Source organism: Ralstonia sp. Ralssp110, from assembly GCF_047325135.1.
In the GTDB taxonomy this organism is placed as follows: domain Bacteria; phylum Pseudomonadota; class Gammaproteobacteria; order Burkholderiales; family Burkholderiaceae; genus Ralstonia; species Ralstonia mojiangensis.
Genome location: NZ_CP168610.1, coordinates 1754686 through 1774797, shown reverse-complemented (window position 1 = coordinate 1774797; position 20112 = coordinate 1754686). Strand labels below are relative to the sequence as shown.

Below are 20112 nucleotides of genomic sequence, written 5' to 3'. Positions count from 1 at the left end.
GTCGCTTAGTTGCTTGGTCGGTTAGCCGCGCATCAACCGTTAAAGCCTTTGCCTTCGTCGGCCAGCTTCTGCAGCAGCGGCGCCGGCTTCCACGCTTCGCCGTGGTAGCCCTTGCTGTAGCGGTGCATGGCTTGTGCGACGTTGTACAGGCCGACGGTATCTGCGTAGAGCATCGGGCCGCCGCGGAACAGCGGGAAGCCGTAGCCAGTCAGGTAGACCATGTCGATATCCGACGCCTTGGAGGCAATGCCCTCTTCCAGGATCTTGGCGCCTTCGTTGACCAGCGCGAACACCAGGCGCTCGACGATTTCCTCGTCCGAAATCTTGCGGCGCGTGATGCCCAGATCCTTCGAGTGCTGGACGATCATGTCGTTGACCTGCTGGTTCGGATACGGCTTGCGGTCGCCCGCCTTGTAGTCGTACCAGCCACCGCCCGTCTTCTGGCCGAAGCGGCCCATCTCGCACAGCAGATCGGCGGTCTTCGAATAGACGATGTCCGGCTTGTCCACGGCGCGACGCTTGCGGATGGCCCAGCCGATGTCGTTGCCGGCCAGGTCGCCCATACGGAACGGGCCCATCGCAAAGCCGAACTTCTCGATGGCCTTGTCGACCTGCTCCGGCAGCGCGCCTTCGTCCAGCAGGTAGCCGGCCTGGCGGCTGTATTGCTCGATCATGCGGTTGCCGATGAAGCCGTCACACACGCCGGACACGACCGCCGTCTTTTTGATGGCCTTGGCCAGCTTCATGACGGTGGCCAGCACATCCTTGGCAGTCTCCTTGCCGCGAACGACTTCCAGCAGTTTCATCACGTTGGCCGGGCTGAAAAAGTGCATGCCGACCACGTCTTGCGGACGCTTGGTGAAGCTGGCGATCTTGTCGACATCCAGCGTGGAGGTGTTCGACGCCAGGATCGCGCCCTGTTTGACGACTTCATCCAGCTTCTTGAACACGACTTCCTTGACGCCCATTTCTTCGAATACGGCCTCGATGACGAGGTCGGCGTCCTTGATGTCGTCGTAGGACAGCGTCGGGGTCAGCAGGGCCATGCGCTGCTCGACCTTCTCTTGCGTGAGCTTGCCTTTTTTGGCGCTGTTCTCGTAGTTCTTGCGGATGGTGGCGACGCCGCGGTCCAGTGCTTCCTGCTTGGTTTCCAGCATCGTGACCGGAATGCCTGCGTTGAGGAAGTTCATCGAGATACCGCCGCCCATTGTGCCGGCGCCGATCACGGCGACCTTCTCCACCTTGCGCACCGGCGTGTCTTCCGGCACATCGGGGATCTTGCTTGCAGCGCGTTCGCCAAAGAAAGCGTGGCGCAGCGCGCGCGATTCCGACGTATTCACCAGTTCGATGAACAAGTCGCGCTCGAACTTGATGCCGTCGTCAAAGCGCTTTTCCACGGCGGCCTGCACGGCGTCGACGCACTTGCCCGGCGCCGGGAAGTTCTTTGCGACTGCCGCCACAGTGTTACGGGCAAATTGCAGGAAGCCTTGCGGGTTGTCGTGCTCGACCTTGCGATCGCGCAGCTTCGGCAGCTTGCCTTCGGCAGCGGCCTTCAGGGCGAAATCGATGGCGCCGGCCATCAGGTCGCCTTCGATCATCTGATCGAACAGGCCGCTCTTGGCCAGCTTTTCCGACGGGATGGCGTTACCAGACACAATCATGTTCAAGGCCGGTTCCAGGCCGATGGCGCGCGGCAGGCGCTGCGTGCCGCCTGCGCCCGGCAGGATGCCCAGCTTGACTTCGGGCAGCGCGATCTGCGCGCCCGGTGCGGCCACGCGGAAATGGCAGCCCATCGCCAGTTCCAGCCCACCGCCCATCGCCACCGAATGGATGGCCGCCACGACCGGCTTGTTGCTCGACTCAACGGCTTTGATGACGGCGTGCAGCGTCGGCTCTTGCGTCGCCTTGGGCGTATTGAATTCGCGGATATCGGCGCCGCCCGAGAAGGCCTTGCCCGCACCGGTGATGACGATGGCCTTGACGTTGGCGTCGTCGCCCGCTTTCACCATGCCTTCAACGATGCCCAGGCGCGTGGAGTGGCCAAGGCCGTTGACGGGCGGGTTGCTGAGCGTGATGACGGCAACGCCGTCCTGGACCTTGTACTCCGCAGTCATGCTGGTTCCTTTGGTGATGCGAGGGCCGGCAGATCAGGCGCACCGTGCCTCGCGGTTGAACTGTCTCTCAACTATCGTTTTTTTAACGCGCGGTAAGGCCGCGACTCGACACAGAATACACAAAATAGCACGGTCGTTCAATTTTTATTTTTGCGCTGCACGGCGCCGTCTGGCGGGCGATGCGGTACGCCCCGGCGGGGTTCAAACGCGTGTGCTGGGGCATGGATTTTTTGCCCGCTACGTGACGGTTTTGATAGAGTCGCGCATTTCGTTCGCCGGGTGCCCATCAGGCGCGGGGACGTCTCGTCACATTTCGTCGATTTGATTCGCGATCCGAGCAAAATCGACCACTCTGTATCCATGCCAGAACACGCTACCCCGTCCTCAGAGACGCCGGGCTTGCGCCGCACCTTGCGCGCGCGCCATCTCACCATGATCGCCATCGGCGGGTCGATCGGCACCGGGCTCTTCGTGGCCTCGGGCGCGTCGGTCTCGCAGGCCGGCCCCGGAGGCGCGCTTGCCGCCTACATCCTCATCGGGGCGATGGTCTACTTCCTGATGACCAGCCTGGGCGAGCTTGCCGCCTACATGCCGGTTTCCGGATCCTTTGCCACCTACGGCGCCCTGTATGTGGACGAAGGCTTCGGCTTCGCGCTTGGCTGGAACTATTGGTACAACTGGGCCGTGACGATTGCCGTTGAGCTGGCGGCCGCGCAGCTCGTCATGCATTACTGGTTCCCCGATGTGCCCGGCGTGCTGTGGAGCGCTGTGTTTCTCGCCATCATGTTCCTGCTCAACGCCATCTCGGTACGCGGCTTTGGCGAGGCGGAATACTGGTTCGCCCTCATCAAGGTCGTTACCGTCATCTTCTTTATCGGCATTGGCCTGGCCATGATCTTCGGGACCCTGAAGGGCGGCCCGGAATCGGGCCTACAAAACCTGACGCTGGGTGATGCGCCGTTCGTGGGCGGGCTGCCGGCGATGATCGGTGTGGCGATGATCGCGGGGTTCTCCTTTCAGGGGACGGAGCTGATTGGCGTGGCGGCCGGCGAATCGGCCGACCCTGCCCGCACCATTCCGCGTGCGGTCAAGCAGGTGTTCTGGCGCATCTTGCTGTTCTACGTGCTGGCGATCTTCATCATCGGCGTGCTGGTGCCGTACACCGATCCGAATCTGCTGTCGACGGAAGTCACCAACATCGGCGTGAGCCCCTTCACGCTCGTCTTCAAGCACGCAGGCCTGGCGTTTGCCGCAGGCCTGATGAACGCAGTGATCCTGACGGCTGTGCTGTCAGCGGGCAATTCGGGCATGTATGCGTCCACGCGAATGCTCTACAACCTGGCCACCGAGGGCCGCGCACCGCGCATCTTTGCTCAACTCACGCGGAACGGTGTGCCGCGCAATGCGCTGCTGGCCACGACTGCTGTCGGCGCGCTGTGTTTCCTGAGTTCGTTGTATGGCGACAAAACGGTCTACCTGTGGCTGCTGAACACGTCCGGCATGACTGGCTTCGTCGCATGGCTTGGCATTGCCATCAGCCACTATCGCTTCCGCAAGGGGCTTGTGGCGCAGGGGCATGATCCGGCGCAGTTGCCATACCGCTCCAAGTTCTTCCCGTATGGTCCGCTGTTCGCGTTCGGGCTGTGCCTGGTCATCACGCTCGGCCAGAACTACCAGGCGTTCACGAGCGGCACCGTCGATTGGCCGGCGGTCATCGCCACGTACATCGGCATCCCAGTCTTCTTCCTGATCTGGATCGGCTACCGGCTGGTGCGTGGCGGCGGCATTGTCCGTTACCAGGACATGCACTTCCCGCGCCCGCCCGTGCTGCGCGATTCGCTGGCCGGCCAAGACCCCGGCCCTGAATTGCCAACCGTCGCGAACCGTACGCAGTAATCACACCCGCTCCGCCTGCCGTTTGCACTGCATGCGGCGGGCGTTTTCATTGGGGCGCCCGCTCCGGCGCCACCGGCTATGCACACATCCATCACCCCCACCGGCCTCGAAGCCCAATCCGAACTGCGCCGACGCCTGCGTTCGCGCCACCTGATGATGATCGCCCTGGGCGGCGCCATCGGCACGGGGCTGTTCGTCGCGTCCGGCGCATCCATTGCGCAGGCCGGCCCCGGCGGCGCACTTCTGACCTACACGCTCATCGGCGTAATGGTCTATTGCCTGATGACGAGTCTTGGCGAGTTGGCAGTGCATCTGCCCGTCTCGGGCTCGTTCGTGACTTACAGCCGCCTGTATGTGGAAGAAGGCTTCGGCTTTGCGCTGGGTTGGAACTACTGGTTTGCACTGGCCGTATCCGTGGCTGTGGAGCTGGCCGCCGCGCAGCTGGTGATGAAGTACTGGTTTCCGGGCGTGTCGGGCATGATGTGGAGCGCCGCGTTCCTGCTGCTCATGTTTGGCCTCAACGCCTTCTCCGTGCGCGGCTTTGGCGAGGCAGAATACTGGTTCTCGATGATCAAGGTGGTGACGATCATCGTGTTCCTGCTGATCGGCCTGGCGATGATCTTCGGCATCATGCACGGCGGGCCGCAGTCGGGTTGGCAGAACTTCACCGTGGGCGATGCGCCGTTCGTGGGCGGCGTGCCAGCCATGGTCGGCGTGGCGATGATTGCCGGGTTCTCGTTCCAGGGCGTCGAGACCATCGGCGTTGCCGCCGGCGAAGCGGAGAACCCCTCGCGCACGATCCCCCGCGCCATCCGCCAGACGTTCTGGCGCATTCTGCTGTTCTACGTGCTGGCGATCCTGATCATCGGCGTGCTGCTGCCGTACACCGACCCGAACCTGCTGCGCAATGAAGCGACGGACGTCGGCGTTAGCCCGTTTGCGCTGGTGTTCCAGCATGCGGGCCTCGCGTTTGCGGCCGGGATGATGAATGCGGTGGTGCTGACGGCGCTGCTGTCGTCTGGCACGTCGAGCCTCTATGTGTCGACGCGGATTCTGTACGACCTGGCGCTCGAAGGCCAGGCGCCACGCTGGTTTGCCAAGGTGTCGGCCAACGGCGTGCCGCATCGCGCGCTGCTGGCCACGTCCGCCGTTGGCGCGCTGTGCTTCTTCAGTTCGTTGTTTGGCGACCAGGTGGTCTACTTGTGGCTGCTGAATACATCTGCGGTGACGTGCTTCATCGCGTGGTTCGGCATTGCGTTGGCGCACTACCGGTTCCGCAAGGGGTTCACGAGCCAGGGGCATTCCGTGGAGCAACTGGCGTATCGGTCGCCGTTCTTCCCGTTTGGACCGATCATGGTGGCGATCCTGTGCGTGGTGATCATTCTTGGGCAGAACACCAAGGCGCTGTTTGCACCCGTGGACAACTTCGGCGCCTTTATCGCAACGTACTGCGGTGTGATCCTGTTTGTGGCGATCTGGCTGGCTTACCGCTGGAAATTCAAGACGCGGTTTGTGAAGTATGCGGAGATGCAGTTCAGCGCGGCGCATCTGCAGCAAGCCGAAACCACCACCGAAGCGACTGCGGCGGGCACGATCGCCAACTGACTGCAAGAAAAAAAGCCCGCACGGTTGTCCATGCGGGCCATCTCTGCAGCGTGGTCCAACTTGCGGCGTCTAAACCTCCAGCCACTCCTGCCGGACTTTCGCGTCCGCCTTCAACTGCTGGGGCGTTCCTTCAAACACGATCTGCCCGTGCCCCATCACATACACGCGTTGTGAAATGTCCAGGGCAATGGCCAACTTCTGCTCCACCAGCAGCACGGAGATGCCCCGCTCCTTGAGCGTCTTCAGATACTCGCCCACGAGTGTCACGACCAGCGGCGCGAGGCCCTCGGTCGGCTCGTCGATGATGATGAAGTCGGGATCGCCCATCAGCGTGCGGCACAGCGTCAGCATCTGCTGCTCGCCACCCGACAGCACACCGGCCGCCGTGTTCTCGCGCTCCTTCAGGCGCGGGAACATCTGGTACATGTCTTCGACCTGCCAGCGCGGCTTGGGCTGACTGGGATTGCGTTTCTCGCCAAGCAACAGGTTCTGCCGCACCGTCAGCGTGGGGAAAATATCCCGGTTCTCGGGCACATAGCCGATGCCCTTGTGCGCCACTTCGAAGGTTCGCAGGCCGCTCACGTTCTTGCCGCGCAGCAGGATTTCACCCTCATGCCGGACCATGCCCATGATGGATTTGGCCAGGGTCGAACGCCCCACCCCATTGCGGCCGAGTAGCGCAACGATCTCGCCCTCGTCTACGTGCATGTCGACGCCGTGCAGGATGTGGCTCTTGCCGTAGTACGCGTGCAGGTCGCGCACCTCCAACATCGGAGTATTCGTTGCCATCAATGCGCTCCTGCAGGTTCGTCCAGCGTGGTGCCGAGGTAGGCCTCTTTCACGCGGCGGTTATTGCGAATAGCTTCCGGCGTATCGGTGGCGATCACTTCGCCGTAGACGAGCACCGAGATGCGGTCGGCCAGGCCAAACACCACACTCATATCGTGCTCGACCATCACCAGCGTCTTGCCGACCGTGACTTTGCGGATGAGGTCCACTGCGTGGTCCGATTCAGAACGGCTCATGCCGGCGGTCGGTTCATCCAGCAGGATCACGTCAGCCCCGCCCGCAATGGTGATGCCGATTTCCAGCGCCCGTTGCTCGGCGTAGGTCAGCAGGCCTGCCGCGGCATCGCGCCGGTGCGTCATGCCGATCTGCTCGAGCACTTCTTCAGCGCGCTCGCGTGCGTCACGCAGCTCGGCCAGCTTGTGCCAGAACGAATACTTGTAGCCGAGCGACCAAAGCACCGCGCAGCGCAAGTTCTCAAATACCGACAGCCGATGAAAGATGTTGGTGATCTGGAAGCTGCGCGACAGGCCCTTGCGGTTGATTTCAAACGGCGCCAGGCCGCTGATCTCTTCACCGTTCAGTCGCACGCTGCCCGAGCTGGCCGGAAAACGGCCCGAGATCAGGTTGAACGTGGTCGACTTGCCGGCGCCGTTCGGGCCGATAAGTGCATGGCGCTCGCCCTTGCCGATGGTGAGGTTGACTCCTCGGATAATTTCAGTCGCGCCAAAGCGCTTGCGAACATCGCGCAACTCGAGCGCTGCGGTCGGCCCAGATGTCGGTTGGCTCATGGTTGCGGCTCCTGCAATGCGTTGTCCCAAGCGGTGCGCAGCTTGCTTGCGGCAGCACGCAGGCCGAAGGCGCCCACCAGCCACAGCACGGCGGTGACGACCCACGGCTTGAGAGTATTCGGTTCGACAGACAGGCCGAACAGCGTGGCAACGCCACCCGAGGCGTCGTCCTGCACGGCGTAGATCATTTCCACGGTGGAGATCAAGGCAATCAGCAAAATGGCAGCCGGCACGATCGTCACGCCATAAGCCGGCAGCAGCGTCTTGAGCTTGCCGCGCCGCATGATCGGCAGATGCATGACCAGAAGACTGGCGATGCCGCCCGGCGCGTACATGACCATCAGCACAAAGAACAAACCGAGGTACAGCAGCCACGCCTTGGTGATGCCCGACAGCGCTACGGTAAAGAACACCGTGAGCACCGCGCCGATGATCGGCCCGAAGAAGCTGCCCATGCCGCCAATGAAGGCCGCCAGCAGCACCGAGCCCGAACGCACTGCCGACACGTTCTCCGCCGTCACGATCTCAAAGTTGATGCACGACAGCGCGCCGGCAATGCCCGCGAAGAACGCAGACAGAATCACCACCAGAAAGCGCACACGCTGCGTGTTGTAGCCGATGAACTCAACGCGTTCGGGGTTGTCACGCACGGCGTTGGCGATACGGCCCAGTGGCGTCTGCGTCCACGCATACATCAGCGCCATCGAAATCAGGCACCACGCGGCAATCAGGTAATACACCTGGCGCCCCGGCCCGAACGTCACGCCAAGCAGCGCGTCGCCGATGCTGCGGTTGGTGGAGACACCGCCTTCGCCGCCAAAGAAGTCCGGGAACATCAGCGCACTGGCAAATACCATCTCGCCGATACCCAGCGTGATCATGGCGAACGTCGTCCCGGACTTTTTGGTGGTGACGTAGCCGAAGATCACGCCGAACAGCGCGCCGCCCAGACCGCCCGCAATGGGCAATAGCGCAACGGCGAGTGGTCCGGCAATGCCCAGCGTTTGCATGGCGCCGATCTTGTTGAGCGCGTGAACAGCCATGAAGGCGCCCAGACCGGCGTACACCGCATGCCCGAACGACAACATGCCGGACTGGCCGAGCAGCATGTTGTACGAGAGCGCGAAGATGATCATGATGCCCATCTGCGAGAGCAGCGTGATGGCAAAACCCTGCGGCCAGATGAGCGGCAGCACGATCATCACCAGTGCGGTGACACTCCAGAGTAGCCAGCGGGCAAGATTGACCGGCTTGAATTTCATCGTCCGCGCTCGATCGTTGGCCGGCAGCGCGGCTTGTTGTTGCGCTTGTTGGTGCATGGTGCGTTCCATTTAGCTCTCCCGCGTACCCATCAGCCCACGCGGGCGGAAGATCAGCATCAGCACCAGCAGCAGATACGGCAGCACCGGTGCCACTTGCGCAATCGTCAGGTTCCAGACAGAGATGAGCGGTACTTCCGGATTGAGCGTGACACCGATCTTCTCCAGCACGCTGGTCACTGAGATATCGAGCGTGACGGCAAAGGTCTGGATGCAGCCGATCAGCAGCGACGCGATGAATGCGCCCACCAGAGACCCCATGCCGCCCACGACCGCCACCACGAAGACGATAGAGCCCACCGCAGCCGCCATCGATGGCTCGGTCACGAAGGCATTGCCGCCAATCACGCCCGCCAGCCCAGCCAACGCACAGCCGCCGCCGAACACCAGCATGAACACGCGCGGCACGTTGTGGCCCAGCGCTTCGACCATGTCCGGATGCGTGAGTGCGGCTTGAATGACAAGCCCGATACGCGTGCGTGTGAGCAGCAGGAAGATGCCCACCAGCATCAGCAGAGACACCAGCATCATGAAGGCGCGGTACTTGGGGAACGACGACGTGAACAGCGTGAACAACGGGCCGTCCAGTGCGTCCGGCACGCGGTACGCCACGGCGGGCAGGCCCCACACCAGCTTTACGCCTTCCTCAATCAGGTAGGCCAGTCCGAAGGTAAACAACAGTTCGGCGACGTGGCCATAGCGGTGCACCGTGCGCAGGCCGAAACGTTCGACCACTGCGCCCAGCGCGCCCACCAACAGCGGCGCCACGATCAACGCGGCCCAGAAGCCCAGATGGCCGCTGACGACATAGGCGAAGTACGCGCCCAGCATGTAGAAACTGGCGTGCGCAAAATTGAGAACGCCCATCATGCTGAAGATCAGCGTCAGGCCCGAAGACAACATGAACAGCAACAGCCCGTAGCTGATGCCATTCAAGAGATTGATAACTAGAAATTCCACGCTGCAGCCCTTCCAGCAGATTCGGCGGAGCATGGGACGCACGCATCAATGCGTGGCCCATGGACTCCGTTTAAAACATCGCCGCACGATAGCATCGGGCGGCCCTTCGGCGCACCACCCGCGGCCTTACTGCGGACGCTTCATCTGGCAGGAGGTTGGCTGCGACGCGACGTACTGATCGAGCACTGCGTCGGTCTTCCAGCCGTATCCGGTGTTTTCCTGGTCGAACTTGACGTTCTTGCCGTTGGTTTTTTCCCAGGTGGCGATGTAGAGCGGCTGCTGGCCCTGGTGGTCAGACGCACGCATCTCGAAGGTGCCATTCAGGCTGTCGACCTTCATGCCCTCGAAGGCCTTGGCAACCTTCGCCGGCTCGGCGGACTTGGTCTGCTTGATGGCCTTGGCCAGCATGGCAATGCCGGTGTACGACGCCATGAGGTAGTAATCGTCGTTGTACTTTTTCTTGTAGCCCTCGACGATATCCGCGCCCTTGTAGCCGTCGTTGTTGACGTTCCAGTAGCCGACGTATTTCACGTGATCGGCACCGGCGGACCCCATCGCAGTCGGCACCCCGGTTGTGGAGGCGTAGTACGTGTAGAAGTTAGCGTTCAGGCCCGCATCCTTGCCAGCCTTGATGAGCAGCGCCAAGTCGCTGCCCCAGTTGCCAGTGATGACGGTATCGGCACCTGACGACTTGATTTTCGATACGTACGGCGAAAAGTCCTTCACCTGCGCCAGGGGGTGCAGGTCTTCACCCACGATCTCGATGTCCGGACGCTTGCGCTTGAGATATTCCTTGGCCGCACGCGCTACCTGATGACCGAACGAATAGTTCTGGTTGATCAGGTAGACCTTCTTGACCTTCGGATCTTTCGCCAGGAAGCTGGTCAGCGCTTCCATCTTCATGTCGGAGTTGGCGTCCAGGCGGAAGTGCCAGTAATTGCACTTGCTGTTCGTCATGTCCGGGTCTACCGCAGCGTAGTTCAGGTAGACGATTTCCTTACCCGGATTACGCTCGTTGTACTTGGCCACGGCGTCTTCCAGCGCCATGCCGACGCTCGATCCGTTGCCTTGCACGATGTAGTGGATGCCCTGATCTGCTACCTGCTTGAGGGCCGTCAGGCTTTCTTGCGGCGAGAGCTTGTTGTCAAAGCCCACCACTTCGAACTTGGTACCGTCGCCGGCCCAGTTCTTCTGCGTGGCGAGATCGGCGATGTACTGCCAGCTGCGCAACTGGTTCTGGCCCAGCGCGCCCATCAGGCCAGACAACGGATCGATCCAGGCGATCTTCACGGTTTCGGCGGCGGACGCTGCAGTGGGCAGTGCTGCCCCACCGATAGCCGCAACACATGCAACAGCCACAACCAACGGACGGAACTTCGTCATGCGTGTCTCCTTCATGTGGTGGAGCCGCCGGCGAGTCACTCTCCGCGTGCCTCTGGTGGGCCTGCGGCTGCTTGCGTCTCCAGGTTGCAACGCGCCCGGGCTTCATTCCGCTGCATCAGTCATCGATACATAGCGGCCGGCCCTGATCCGGTTGTCTTACGTCCGCCGTCCTCGTGCCGGGGTGGCTCCCCTGCACGGGCGGCGGTTTCTATATCTAGCTAAGCCTGTACAGCGGGAAACTGATAATCCTTGAACTGCTCGCGCAACTTGAGCTTCTGCATCTTGCCGGTGGCCGTCAGCGGAATTTCGGTGACGAACACCACGTCGTCCGGAATCCACCACTTCGCGACCTTGCCTTCGAAGAACTTGAGCATCTCCTCCCGTGTGAGTTCCACGCCCGGCTTCTTCATCACCACCAGCAACGGGCGCTCGTCCCATTTCGGGTGATGGCACGAGATGCATGCGGCCATGTGCACGCCGGGGTGCGCTGCAGCCACGTTTTCCACATCGATGGACGAAATCCACTCACCGCCCGACTTGATCACGTCCTTGCTGCGATCGGTGATCTGCATGTAGCCGTCGGGATCGATGTTGGCCACGTCGCCCGTCGGGAACCAGCCGTCGACCAGCGGCGATACCTCATTGCGGTAATAGCTCTGGATCGTCCACGGCCCGCGCACGTAGAGATCGCCGAAGGCCTTGCCGTCCCACGGCAATTCGTGGCCCTCGGCATCGACGATCTTCATCTCGACACCGTAGATGGCGCGGCCTTGGCGCTCCAGCACATGCTGCTTGGCCTCATCCGGCAGATCGGCATGCTTGCCCATGAGCTTGCACGTCGTGCCCAGCGGCGACATCTCCGTCATGCCCCACGCGTGGATGACCTCCACGTCCAGCTCGTTGAGCGTGCGGATCATGGCCGGGGGCGCTGCAGAACCACCGATGACCGTGCGGCGGAACGTCGAAAATTTCAGTTTGTTGGCCTGCACGTGTTGCAGCAGACCGAGCCACACCGTTGGCACGCCAGCCGAGAACGTCACCTTTTCCTGCTCGAACAGTTCGAACAGCGAAGCGCCATCCAGTTTCGGCCCAGGGAAGACGAGCTTGGCGCCTACCAGCGGCACCGAATACGGCAGCCCCCACGCGTTGACGTGGAACATCGGCACCACCGGCAGGATCACGTCCTGCGCCGAGCACCCAAGCGCATCCGGCATGGCCGACGCATACGAGTGCAACACCGTGGAGCGATGCGAATACAGCGCGCCCTTGGGGTTGCCCGTGGTGCCCGACGTGTAGCACAGGCTGGACGCGGTGTTCTCGTCGAACTGCGGCCAGGTGTAATCGGCGCTTTGCGCATCCAGCAGCTCTTCATAGCAGAGCATTGGCACGCTGGAGGTGGGCATGTGCGCGCGATCGGTCATCGCCACCCAACCCTTCACGTTCGGGCAATGCGGTGCAATGCCCTCGATGAGCGGCACGAACGTCAGGTCGAAGAAGACGTACTGGTCGTCAGCGTGATTGACGATGTAGGCGATCTGGTCGGGAAACAGCCGCGGGTTGATGGTGTGGCACACCGAGCCCGAACCGGAGACGCCGTAATAGATTTCAAGATGGCGATAGCCGTTCCAGGCAAGCGTACCGACACGCTCGCCGGGCTGCACACCGAGTGCGGCCAGCGCATTTGCCAGTTGCTTGGAGCGGTCTCGCACTTGCCGGTACGTGGTGCGATGGATATCGCCCTCGACACGGCGCGACACGACTTCAGTCGAACCGGAATTGCGCGCTGCATGTTCGATGATGGTCGAGATGAGCAAAGGCGCGCTCATCATTTGTCCCATCAGGGCCATGGTGTCTCCTAGAAAAAACTGAACAACCGTTCTATTTTTTGGCCGATTGTTCCCGTGATCGCCAAGCACGTCAACGGGATATTGTTGTGCGCTGCCACATCGGCCCCCATGTTTACCCGGCCATCTGTAAAACCCTGCGAATCGTTGTGGTGCAAGGGTTCGCAGGCTGCAGCTTTCTTTACTCGCAAGTACAATACGCGATAGCGTTGCTGCGTCTCAACATGGCGTTTTCCCCTACGTGAAGCGTATTTTGCTGCGCTGCAAAGCGCACAACATTTGAAGGTTCGGCACTGTTTTTGCGCCGTTTCCTGTGCTATCCGCCGCATGCCCTGCCGCCCCATCCCATGACTGCCTCGCCCGCCGCCTTGCCTGACGATTCCCTTGCGAACCATTTCGACTGGGCACGCCGCCCCGCCGCCGCCCCTGGCTTCTCAGCGCTGGGCGAACGCTTTCTGACGCGCCTGCCGCCGATGCCCATGCCTTCCGGACCGATTGGCCAGCCCTATCTGGTAGGCTTCTCGCCGGACGCCGCAGCGTCGCTCGGCCTTTCGCGAGCAGAACTTGACACCCCCGCCGGGCTGGCCGTCTTTACCGGGAACGCCGTCGCCCCCTGGAGCGATCCGCTCGCCACCGTGTATTCGGGCCATCAGTTCGGCGTGTGGGCCGGGCAGTTGGGCGATGGCCGCGCGCTGTTGCTAGCCGAGCTGCAGACCGCCGATGGCCCCTGCGAAGTCCAGCTCAAAGGCGCCGGCCGTACGCCGTATTCGCGCATGGGTGACGGGCGGGCTGTGCTGCGCTCGTCCATCCGCGAATTTCTGTGCTCGGAAGCCATGGCAGGACTTGGGATTCCAACCACCCGCGCCCTGTGCGTGACCGGCGCTGACGCCCCCGTCCGCCGCGAAGAGATCGAAACCGCCGCCGTTGTCACTCGCCTCGCGCCGTCGTTCGTGCGCTTTGGCCACTTCGAGCACTTTGCGGCCAGCGAACAACTGCCCCAACTGCGCGCACTTGCCGATTACGTCGTCGACCGTTTCTACCCCGGCTGCCGCAGCGAGCCGCAACCGTATCTCGCCCTGCTGCGCGAACTGGCCCGCCGCACCGCTGAGCTGATGGCCGACTGGCAAGCCGTTGGCTTCTGCCACGGCGTGATGAACACCGACAACATGTCGATCCTCGGCCTCACGCTCGACTACGGCCCCTTCGGCTTCCTGGATGGCTTTGACGCCAACCACATCTGCAACCACTCCGACACCGGCGGCCGTTACGCCTACGCACAGCAGCCGCAAATCGGCTACTGGAATCTGTTCTGCCTCGCGCAGGCGTTACTGCCGCTGTTTGGTGAAGATCCCGACGTTTTTGTCGATTTGAGCGACGAAGCGCAGGCCCAACCCGCCATCGACGCCGCGCAAAACGTGTTGCTGACCTACCGCGACGTCTACGGCGCGGCCTTCTACGCACGTTATCGCGCCAAGCTCGGACTTTCCACCGCACAGGACGCAGACGAGGCGCTCTTCGGCGACCTGTTCAAGCTGCTGCACAATCAGCGCGCCGACTACACGCTGTTCTTCCGCCACCTCGCCGAGGTACGCCGCGACGACACGCCCGCCGCGGCAGAAGCGCGCACCGTCCGCGATGTCTTCTTCGATCGCGCCGCCGCAGACGTGTGGCTTGCCGCTTATCGCCAGCGCTTGCAGGCCGAACCGCAATCTGACGACGAGCGCGCCGCAGCCATGCACCGCGTCAACCCGAAATACGTGCTGCGCAACCACCTGGCCGAAATCGCCATCCGCCGCGCCAAGGAAAAGGATTTCTCCGAAGTCGAAAACCTGCGCGCCGTGCTGGCCCGCCCGTTTGACGACCACCCCGGCTTCGAGCATTACGCGCAGCCTGCACCCGATTGGGCATCGTCGTTGGAAGTGAGCTGCTCGTCGTGATCCGGCATGCCGATATGTAGCCAGGCGTGATGCGCCGGTACTGACACCATGCTCTAATCCGCGCCTGTCAGGATTGCCGCACTAGCACGACAAAACAAAGTCAGCCGCCCGATCGATTCCATCCTGCGGCTGCCGAATCCAACAAGGAGTCTCATCACCATGACCGTCATGAAATCCGACGCCGAATGGCGCGACCAACTCTCCGACATCGAATACCGCGTCACCCGCGAAGCGGCCACCGAACGGCCCTTCACGGGCAAGTATTGGGACCACTGGGACCGGGGCGTCTACAACTGCGTCTGCTGCGGCACGCCGCTGTTTGAATCGTCGACCAAGTTTGATGCCGGTTGCGGCTGGCCGAGCTATTTCCAGCCCATCAACGGCGAGGTGATCGCCGAGAAAACCGACCGCTCGCACGGCATGCTGCGCATCGAAGTGCAATGCAAGAACTGCGGCGCGCACCTCGGCCACGTGTTCGAAGATGGCCCTGCGCCCACCGGTCTGCGGTATTGCATCAACTCGGCTGCGCTAAAATTCGGCGATTGATCTTCCGCCCCCGCCCACCTAAGCGCGTTCCCGCATGAAATTCCTGTTCGATCTGTTCCCGGTCATCCTGTTCTTTGCTGCCTTCAAGGTGGCCGGTATTTATGTGGCGACCACCGTCGCGATGGTCGCCACCGTGCTGCAGATCGCCTGGGTGTGGTTCAAGCACCGCAAGGTCGACGCCATGCAGTGGCTGTCGCTGCTCATCATCGGTGTGTTTGGCGGCGCCACGCTCATCTTTCACAACGAGACGTTCATCAAGTGGAAGCCGACGGTGCTGTATTGGCTGTTTGGCGTGGTGCTGCTGGGCAGCGTGGTGTTCGTTCGCAAGAACCTCATCCGCGCCATGATGGAGCAGCAGGTATCGCTGCCCGAGCCGATGTGGGGCCGCCTGAACCTGGTGTGGGCGCTGTTCTTCCTGGTCATGGGCTGCCTGAACCTCTACGTGGCCTACAACTTCGATACCGACGTGTGGGTCAACTTCAAGCTGTTCGGCTCGATGGGCCTGATGGTGGTGTTCATCCTTGCGCAAAGTGTCTGGCTGGCGCGCCACATGCAGGAGCGCCCCGCCAACGCGGCCAACGACGCCAACATTGGAGACGACCGCTGATGGCCGCCGATCCGCGAGAAATCGAACGCCTCCTGCGCGAGGCGTTCCAGCCCGCCCACCTCGTCGTGGAAGACGACAGTGCCAAGCATGCCGGACACGCCGGCGCGGCCTCCGGCGGCGGCCATTACAACGTCGAAATCGTCAGCGCGGCCTTTGCCGGCAAGAACCGTTTGGCGCGCCATCGCATGGTGTATGATGCGCTGCACACGCTGTGGCCGGCGGCAATTCATGCCCTGGCGATCCGCGCGGTCACTCCCGAAGAAAACACGTAAGCGCATTCCACGCTCACTCGTCCTTCCCTCGAACGCAATCCCATGAAGATTTCCAGCCTCACTGCCAGCCTGCTGGCTGTTGCCATTGCTGCGACCGCTGCTCCCGCCATGGCGCAAAACGCCGCGGTGGTCAACGGCAAAGCCATCCCGAGCGCCAAGGTGGACGCGCTGATCAAGAAGTCGGGCCAGCCCGAATCGCCCGAGCTGCGTGCCAAGGCCCGCGACATGCTGGTCGATCGTGAACTGATCGAGCAGGACGCCGCCAAGCGCGGTCTGCTGGAGCGCGACGACGTTCAGGAGCAACTGGCTTCTGCACGACTGAACGTGCTGGTGGCAGCCGAGTTTGAAGACTACGTCAAGAACAGCCCCGCCACCGAAGACGAACTGCACAAGCAGTACGACAAGATCAAGGCGCAGTTCGGCAACGGCAAGGAATACCACGCCCACCACATCCTGGTGGACAAGGAAGCCGACGCAAAGGCCATCATCGCCAAGCTGAAGGCTGGCGCCAAGTTTGAAGACATCGCCAAGGCGCAATCGAAGGACAAGGGATCGGGCGCTAACGGCGGCGATCTGGACTGGGCGAACCCGGGCACCTACGTTCCGGAATTCTCGGCAGCTCTTACCGGCCTGAAGAAGGGCCAGATCACCCAGACGCCGGTCAAGACGCAATTCGGCTGGCACGTGATCCGTCTGGACGACACGCGCGACGCGAAGATCCCGTCGTATGAAGACGTCAAGCCGCAACTGCTCGAAATGATGATGGGCGATCAGAACTGGCAACGCAGCAAGTTCCAGGCGATGCTGAAAGACCTGCGCGAAAAAGCGAAGATCCAGTAAGCAGCAGCCCGTTGGGGCAGTGAAAAAAGGGGCCTCGTGCCCCTTTTTGACTTGATGGCCGCGTTGCATCGCACGCAACCGGAATGCCCCTCCTGCACCCCCCCGAGTTCTTTTGAAGTGTTTGCTGAAAAGCATTGCGATTTGTCCCATAATGTGCGCCCACGTGCGCCGGCATTGCACTGCTTCGGTGCAACCAAGAATCAAGAGAGTCTGAAAAACCAACCACGCCGGCGCGGGCACATCCCGCTCGCTGCCAGAGCGAAACCACCCAAAAGGAAACAGGAGATCCTTATGTCCACGTTCAAGCACGCCTTCCGCCTTGCCGCGCTTGCTGCCATTCCGATGGCTCTGCTGCAAGCCGCACCGGCGCTGGCCCAGGCCACGAAGTCGGTTGAAGTGCTCGCCATCGTTGAGCACCCGGCGCTCGACGCCATCCGCGACGGCGCCAAGGAACAGCTCAAGGCCGAAGGCTTTGACGCAGGCAAGAACCTGAAGTGGGAATACCAGAGCGCGCAAGGCAGCACGGCCACCGCCGCGCAGATCGCCCGCAAGTTCATTGGCGACAAGCCGGACGCCATCATCGCCATCGCCACGCCGTCTGCGCAGGCGGTTGTGGCTGCCACCAAGTCGATCCCCGTCGTGTATTCAGGCGTGACCGATCCGGTGGCTGCACAACTGGTCAAGAGCTGGGAACCGACCGGCACCAACGTGACCGGCGTGTCTGACAAGCTCCCGCTGGACAAGCAGATCGCCCTGATCAAGCGTGTGGTGCCGAATGCCAAGCGCGTGGGCATGGTCTACAACCCGGGTGAAGCGAACTCGGTCGTGGTCGTCACTGAGCTGAAGAAGCTGCTGTCGGCGCAAGGCATGACGCTGGTCGAATCGGCGGCTCCGCGCACGGTGGATATCGCCCCGGCGGCCAAGAACCTGATCGGCAAGGTCGACGTGATCTACACGAACACCGACAACAACGTGGTGTCGGCGTACGAATCGCTGGTGAAGGTGGCCAACGAAGCGAAGATCCCGCTGGTGGCTGGCGATACCGATAGCGTGAAGCGTGGCGCCATCGCGGCGCTGGGCATCAACTACTACAAGCTCGGCCAGCAGACCGGCAAGGTCGTCGCCCGCATCCTGAAGGGTGAGAAGCCGGGCGCCATCGCCTCGGCCGGCAGCACCGACCTGGAGCTGTTCGTGAACGAAGGCGCGGCCAAGAAGCAAGGCGCGACCCTGTCGGCGGATCTGCTGAAGGACGCCAAGGAAGTCATCAAGTAACTCACAAGGCGCCGGGGGCCGGCCTCCGCCTGGCGGAGCCGTCCTGGCGCGGGTCTGGCTGCCCGAGCCCCAACGCGGCTATCCGCCGCATAATGGCCGGGCGCTTACGCTGCTACCCATAAGCGTCCCCGTTCATTGCATACAGGCCGGTGCCCAACCACCGCGCCCTACTCTGTCATGTCACTGTTTTCATTGCTCGGCGCCCTGGAGATCGGTCTGATCTTCAGTCTCGTGGCGCTCGGGGTGCTGATCTCCTTCCGCATCCTTAACTTCCCTGACCTCACTGTCGACGGCAGCTTTCCGATGGGCGGCGCTGTGGCGGCCACGCTCATCGCCGGCGGACACGACCCGTTCATGTCGACGCTGGGTGGCACGCTGGCCGGCGCAGTTGCCGGTTTCATCACGGGCTGGCTCAACGTTCGCCTGAAAATCATGGATCTGCTCGCCAGTATCCTGATGATGATCGCGCTGTACTCGGTCAACCTGCGCATCATGGGCAAGCCGAACGTGCCACTGATCTCCGAACCGACGATCTTCTCGCTGCTGCAGCCCGAATGGATGCCCGACTACGTGTTCCGCCCCGTGCTGCTGGGCGTGGTCGTGGTGATCGTCAAGCTGCTGGTGGACTGGTTCTTCTCGACGCAGATCGGCCTGTCGCTGCGCGCGACCGGTGCCAACCCGCGCATGGCTCGCGCGCAGGGCGTTGCCACGGGCGCGGCCACGCTGGCCGGCATGGCGCTGTCCAACGCACTGGTGGCGCTTGCTGGCGCGCTGTACGCGCAAACGCAGGGCGGCGCCGACGTGTCGATGGGTATCGGCACCATCGTCATCGGCCTGGCCGCCGTCATCATCGGCGAGACCGTGCTGCCGGCACGCCGCCTGGTGCTGACCACGCTGGCCGTGGTGGTGGGCGCGATCCTGTATCGATTCTTCATCGCCCTGGCGCTCAACAGCGATTTCATCGGCCTGCAGGCGCAGGATCTGAACATGGTGACCGCCGCGCTGGTGGTGATCGCCCTCGTACTGCCCGGTGTGCGCCGCAAGGTGTTCGGCAAGTTCGCCAAGACTACTACCAAGGGGAACTGACATGCTGAGCGCACAAGGACTCACCCTCACCTTCAACCCCGGCACGCCCATCGAGACGCGCGCGCTGCGCGGCCTGTCGCTGGACATTCCGGCGGGCCAGTTCGTCGCCGTGATCGGCTCCAACGGGGCCGGCAAGTCGACGTTCCTGAACTCCATCAGCGGCGACCAGTTGGTCGACTCCGGCCGCATCACGATCGACGGTGAAGACGTCACGCGCAAGACCGCGTGGCAACGCGCCGACAAGGTCGCTCGAGTGTTCCAGGACCCGATGGCTGGCACCTGCGAAAACCTGACCATCGAAGAGAACATGTCGCTGGCCATGTGCCGCGGGCAGCGTCGCGGTTTCTCGTTCGCGACCAACCGCAAGTGGCGCGAGATCTTCCGGGAGCAACTGCACCGGCTGGACTTGGGCCTCGAAAACCGCCTGACCGACCGCATTGGTCTGCTCTCCGGCGGCCAGCGCCAGGCCGTGAGTCTGCTGATGGCATCGCTGCAGCCGTCGCGCATCCTGCTGCTGGACGAGCACACTGCCGCGCTGGACCCGAAAACGGCCGCCTTCGTGCTAGAGCTGACCGCCAAGATCGTCTCGGAGAGCAAGCTGACGACGATGATGGTGACCCACTCCATGCGCCAGGCGCTCGACTACGGCGATCGCACGGTGATGCTGCATCAGGGCAACGTGATCCTCGACGTGCAAGGCGAGGAACGCCGCGGCCTGGACGTGCCGCACTTGCTGCAGAAGTTCGAGGAAACGCGCGGCGCCAAGGTGGATGACGACGCGCTGTTGCTGGGCTGAACCAAACGCTGCTTTTCAACGCGCCAGAGAAACGGGCACCTTCGGGTGCCCGTTTTCT

17 protein-coding genes are annotated in these 20112 nt (G+C 62.5%); 10 read left to right on the top strand and 7 right to left on the bottom strand.

The window, feature by feature from the left end; genetic code table 11:
• Nucleotides 1-32: 32 nt before the first annotated feature.
• Nucleotides 33-2114, bottom strand: coding sequence for a 3-hydroxyacyl-CoA dehydrogenase NAD-binding domain-containing protein (locus ACEN9T_RS17150; RefSeq protein WP_092970309.1), 2082 nt, complete (start codon nucleotides 2112-2114; stop codon nucleotides 33-35).
• A gap of 360 nt (nucleotides 2115-2474) precedes the next feature.
• Here ACEN9T_RS17150 and ACEN9T_RS17145 point away from each other — a divergent pair, with 360 nt between their 5' ends.
• On the top strand, nucleotides 2475-4010 hold the full coding sequence (locus ACEN9T_RS17145) for an amino acid permease (protein WP_413708391.1): 1536 nt from the start codon (nucleotides 2475-2477) through the stop codon (nucleotides 4008-4010).
• A gap of 78 nt (nucleotides 4011-4088) precedes the next feature.
• A complete protein-coding gene (locus ACEN9T_RS17140) occupies nucleotides 4089-5615 on the top strand; it encodes an amino acid permease (protein ID WP_092970306.1) in 1527 nt (508 codons plus the stop codon).
• 69 nt (nucleotides 5616-5684) lie between these two features.
• Here the strand turns inward: ACEN9T_RS17140 and ACEN9T_RS17135 are convergent, their stop codons facing one another.
• The 6 genes from ACEN9T_RS17135 to ACEN9T_RS17110 form a co-directional block, all read right to left on the bottom strand.
• Nucleotides 5685-6404 carry an ABC transporter ATP-binding protein gene (locus ACEN9T_RS17135; protein WP_413708390.1) on the bottom strand — a complete coding sequence of 240 codons (720 nt, stop codon included), beginning with the start codon at nucleotides 6402-6404 and terminating at the stop codon, nucleotides 5685-5687.
• Nucleotides 6404-7192 (bottom strand): ABC transporter ATP-binding protein, encoded by a 789-nt coding sequence (locus ACEN9T_RS17130; protein WP_027681415.1) that lies wholly within the window; start codon nucleotides 7190-7192, stop codon nucleotides 6404-6406. The genes ACEN9T_RS17135 and ACEN9T_RS17130 overlap by 1 nt, the downstream gene beginning before the upstream one ends.
• The gene (locus ACEN9T_RS17125; protein ID WP_413708389.1) at nucleotides 7189-8523 is read right to left on the bottom strand and encodes a branched-chain amino acid ABC transporter permease; all 1335 of its coding nucleotides are present in this window, start codon (nucleotides 8521-8523) and stop codon (nucleotides 7189-7191) included. Before ACEN9T_RS17125 ends, ACEN9T_RS17130 begins: the two co-directional genes overlap by 4 nt.
• Nucleotides 8524-9471 carry a branched-chain amino acid ABC transporter permease gene (locus ACEN9T_RS17120; RefSeq protein ID WP_413708467.1) on the bottom strand — a complete coding sequence of 316 codons (948 nt, stop codon included), beginning with the start codon at nucleotides 9469-9471 and terminating at the stop codon, nucleotides 8524-8526.
• Nucleotides 9472-9597: 126 nt separating this feature from the next.
• Nucleotides 9598-10854 (bottom strand): branched-chain amino acid ABC transporter substrate-binding protein, encoded by a 1257-nt coding sequence (locus tag ACEN9T_RS17115; protein ID WP_004626959.1) that lies wholly within the window; start codon nucleotides 10852-10854, stop codon nucleotides 9598-9600.
• A 218-nt stretch (nucleotides 10855-11072) separates the two neighbouring features.
• Nucleotides 11073-12701, bottom strand: coding sequence for a 3-(methylthio)propionyl-CoA ligase (locus tag ACEN9T_RS17110; protein WP_413708388.1), 1629 nt, complete (start codon nucleotides 12699-12701; stop codon nucleotides 11073-11075).
• A 344-nt stretch (nucleotides 12702-13045) separates the two neighbouring features.
• Here ACEN9T_RS17110 and ACEN9T_RS17105 point away from each other — a divergent pair, with 344 nt between their 5' ends.
• The 8 genes from ACEN9T_RS17105 (at nucleotide 13046) to ACEN9T_RS17070 (ending at nucleotide 20054) form a co-directional block, all read left to right on the top strand.
• Nucleotides 13046-14635: a protein adenylyltransferase SelO gene (locus ACEN9T_RS17105; RefSeq protein WP_413708387.1), complete on the top strand. Its 1590-nt coding sequence runs from the start codon at nucleotides 13046-13048 to the stop codon at nucleotides 14633-14635.
• 159 nt (nucleotides 14636-14794) lie between these two features.
• Nucleotides 14795-15181, top strand: coding sequence for a peptide-methionine (R)-S-oxide reductase MsrB (msrB, locus tag ACEN9T_RS17100; protein WP_092970300.1), 387 nt, complete (start codon nucleotides 14795-14797; stop codon nucleotides 15179-15181).
• Nucleotides 15182-15215: 34 nt separating this feature from the next.
• On the top strand, nucleotides 15216-15788 hold the full coding sequence (locus tag ACEN9T_RS17095; RefSeq protein WP_092970298.1) for a septation protein A: 573 nt from the start codon (nucleotides 15216-15218) through the stop codon (nucleotides 15786-15788).
• Nucleotides 15788-16060: a BolA family protein gene (locus ACEN9T_RS17090; RefSeq protein WP_065855099.1), complete on the top strand. Its 273-nt coding sequence runs from the start codon at nucleotides 15788-15790 to the stop codon at nucleotides 16058-16060. The genes ACEN9T_RS17095 and ACEN9T_RS17090 overlap by 1 nt, the downstream gene beginning before the upstream one ends.
• A gap of 42 nt (nucleotides 16061-16102) precedes the next feature.
• Complete coding sequence (locus ACEN9T_RS17085) at nucleotides 16103-16900, top strand: peptidylprolyl isomerase (RefSeq protein ID WP_413708386.1); 798 nt, start codon at nucleotides 16103-16105, stop codon at nucleotides 16898-16900.
• Between the two features lie 291 nt (nucleotides 16901-17191).
• On the top strand, nucleotides 17192-18172 hold the full coding sequence (locus ACEN9T_RS17080) for an ABC transporter substrate-binding protein (protein ID WP_092970294.1): 981 nt from the start codon (nucleotides 17192-17194) through the stop codon (nucleotides 18170-18172).
• A 177-nt stretch (nucleotides 18173-18349) separates the two neighbouring features.
• Nucleotides 18350-19258 carry an ABC transporter permease gene (locus ACEN9T_RS17075; protein ID WP_413708385.1) on the top strand — a complete coding sequence of 303 codons (909 nt, stop codon included), beginning with the start codon at nucleotides 18350-18352 and terminating at the stop codon, nucleotides 19256-19258.
• A gap of 1 nt (nucleotide 19259) precedes the next feature.
• Nucleotides 19260-20054 (top strand): ABC transporter ATP-binding protein, encoded by a 795-nt coding sequence (locus ACEN9T_RS17070; RefSeq protein ID WP_413708384.1) that lies wholly within the window; start codon nucleotides 19260-19262, stop codon nucleotides 20052-20054.
• The last annotated feature ends 58 nt before the right edge of the window (nucleotides 20055-20112 follow it).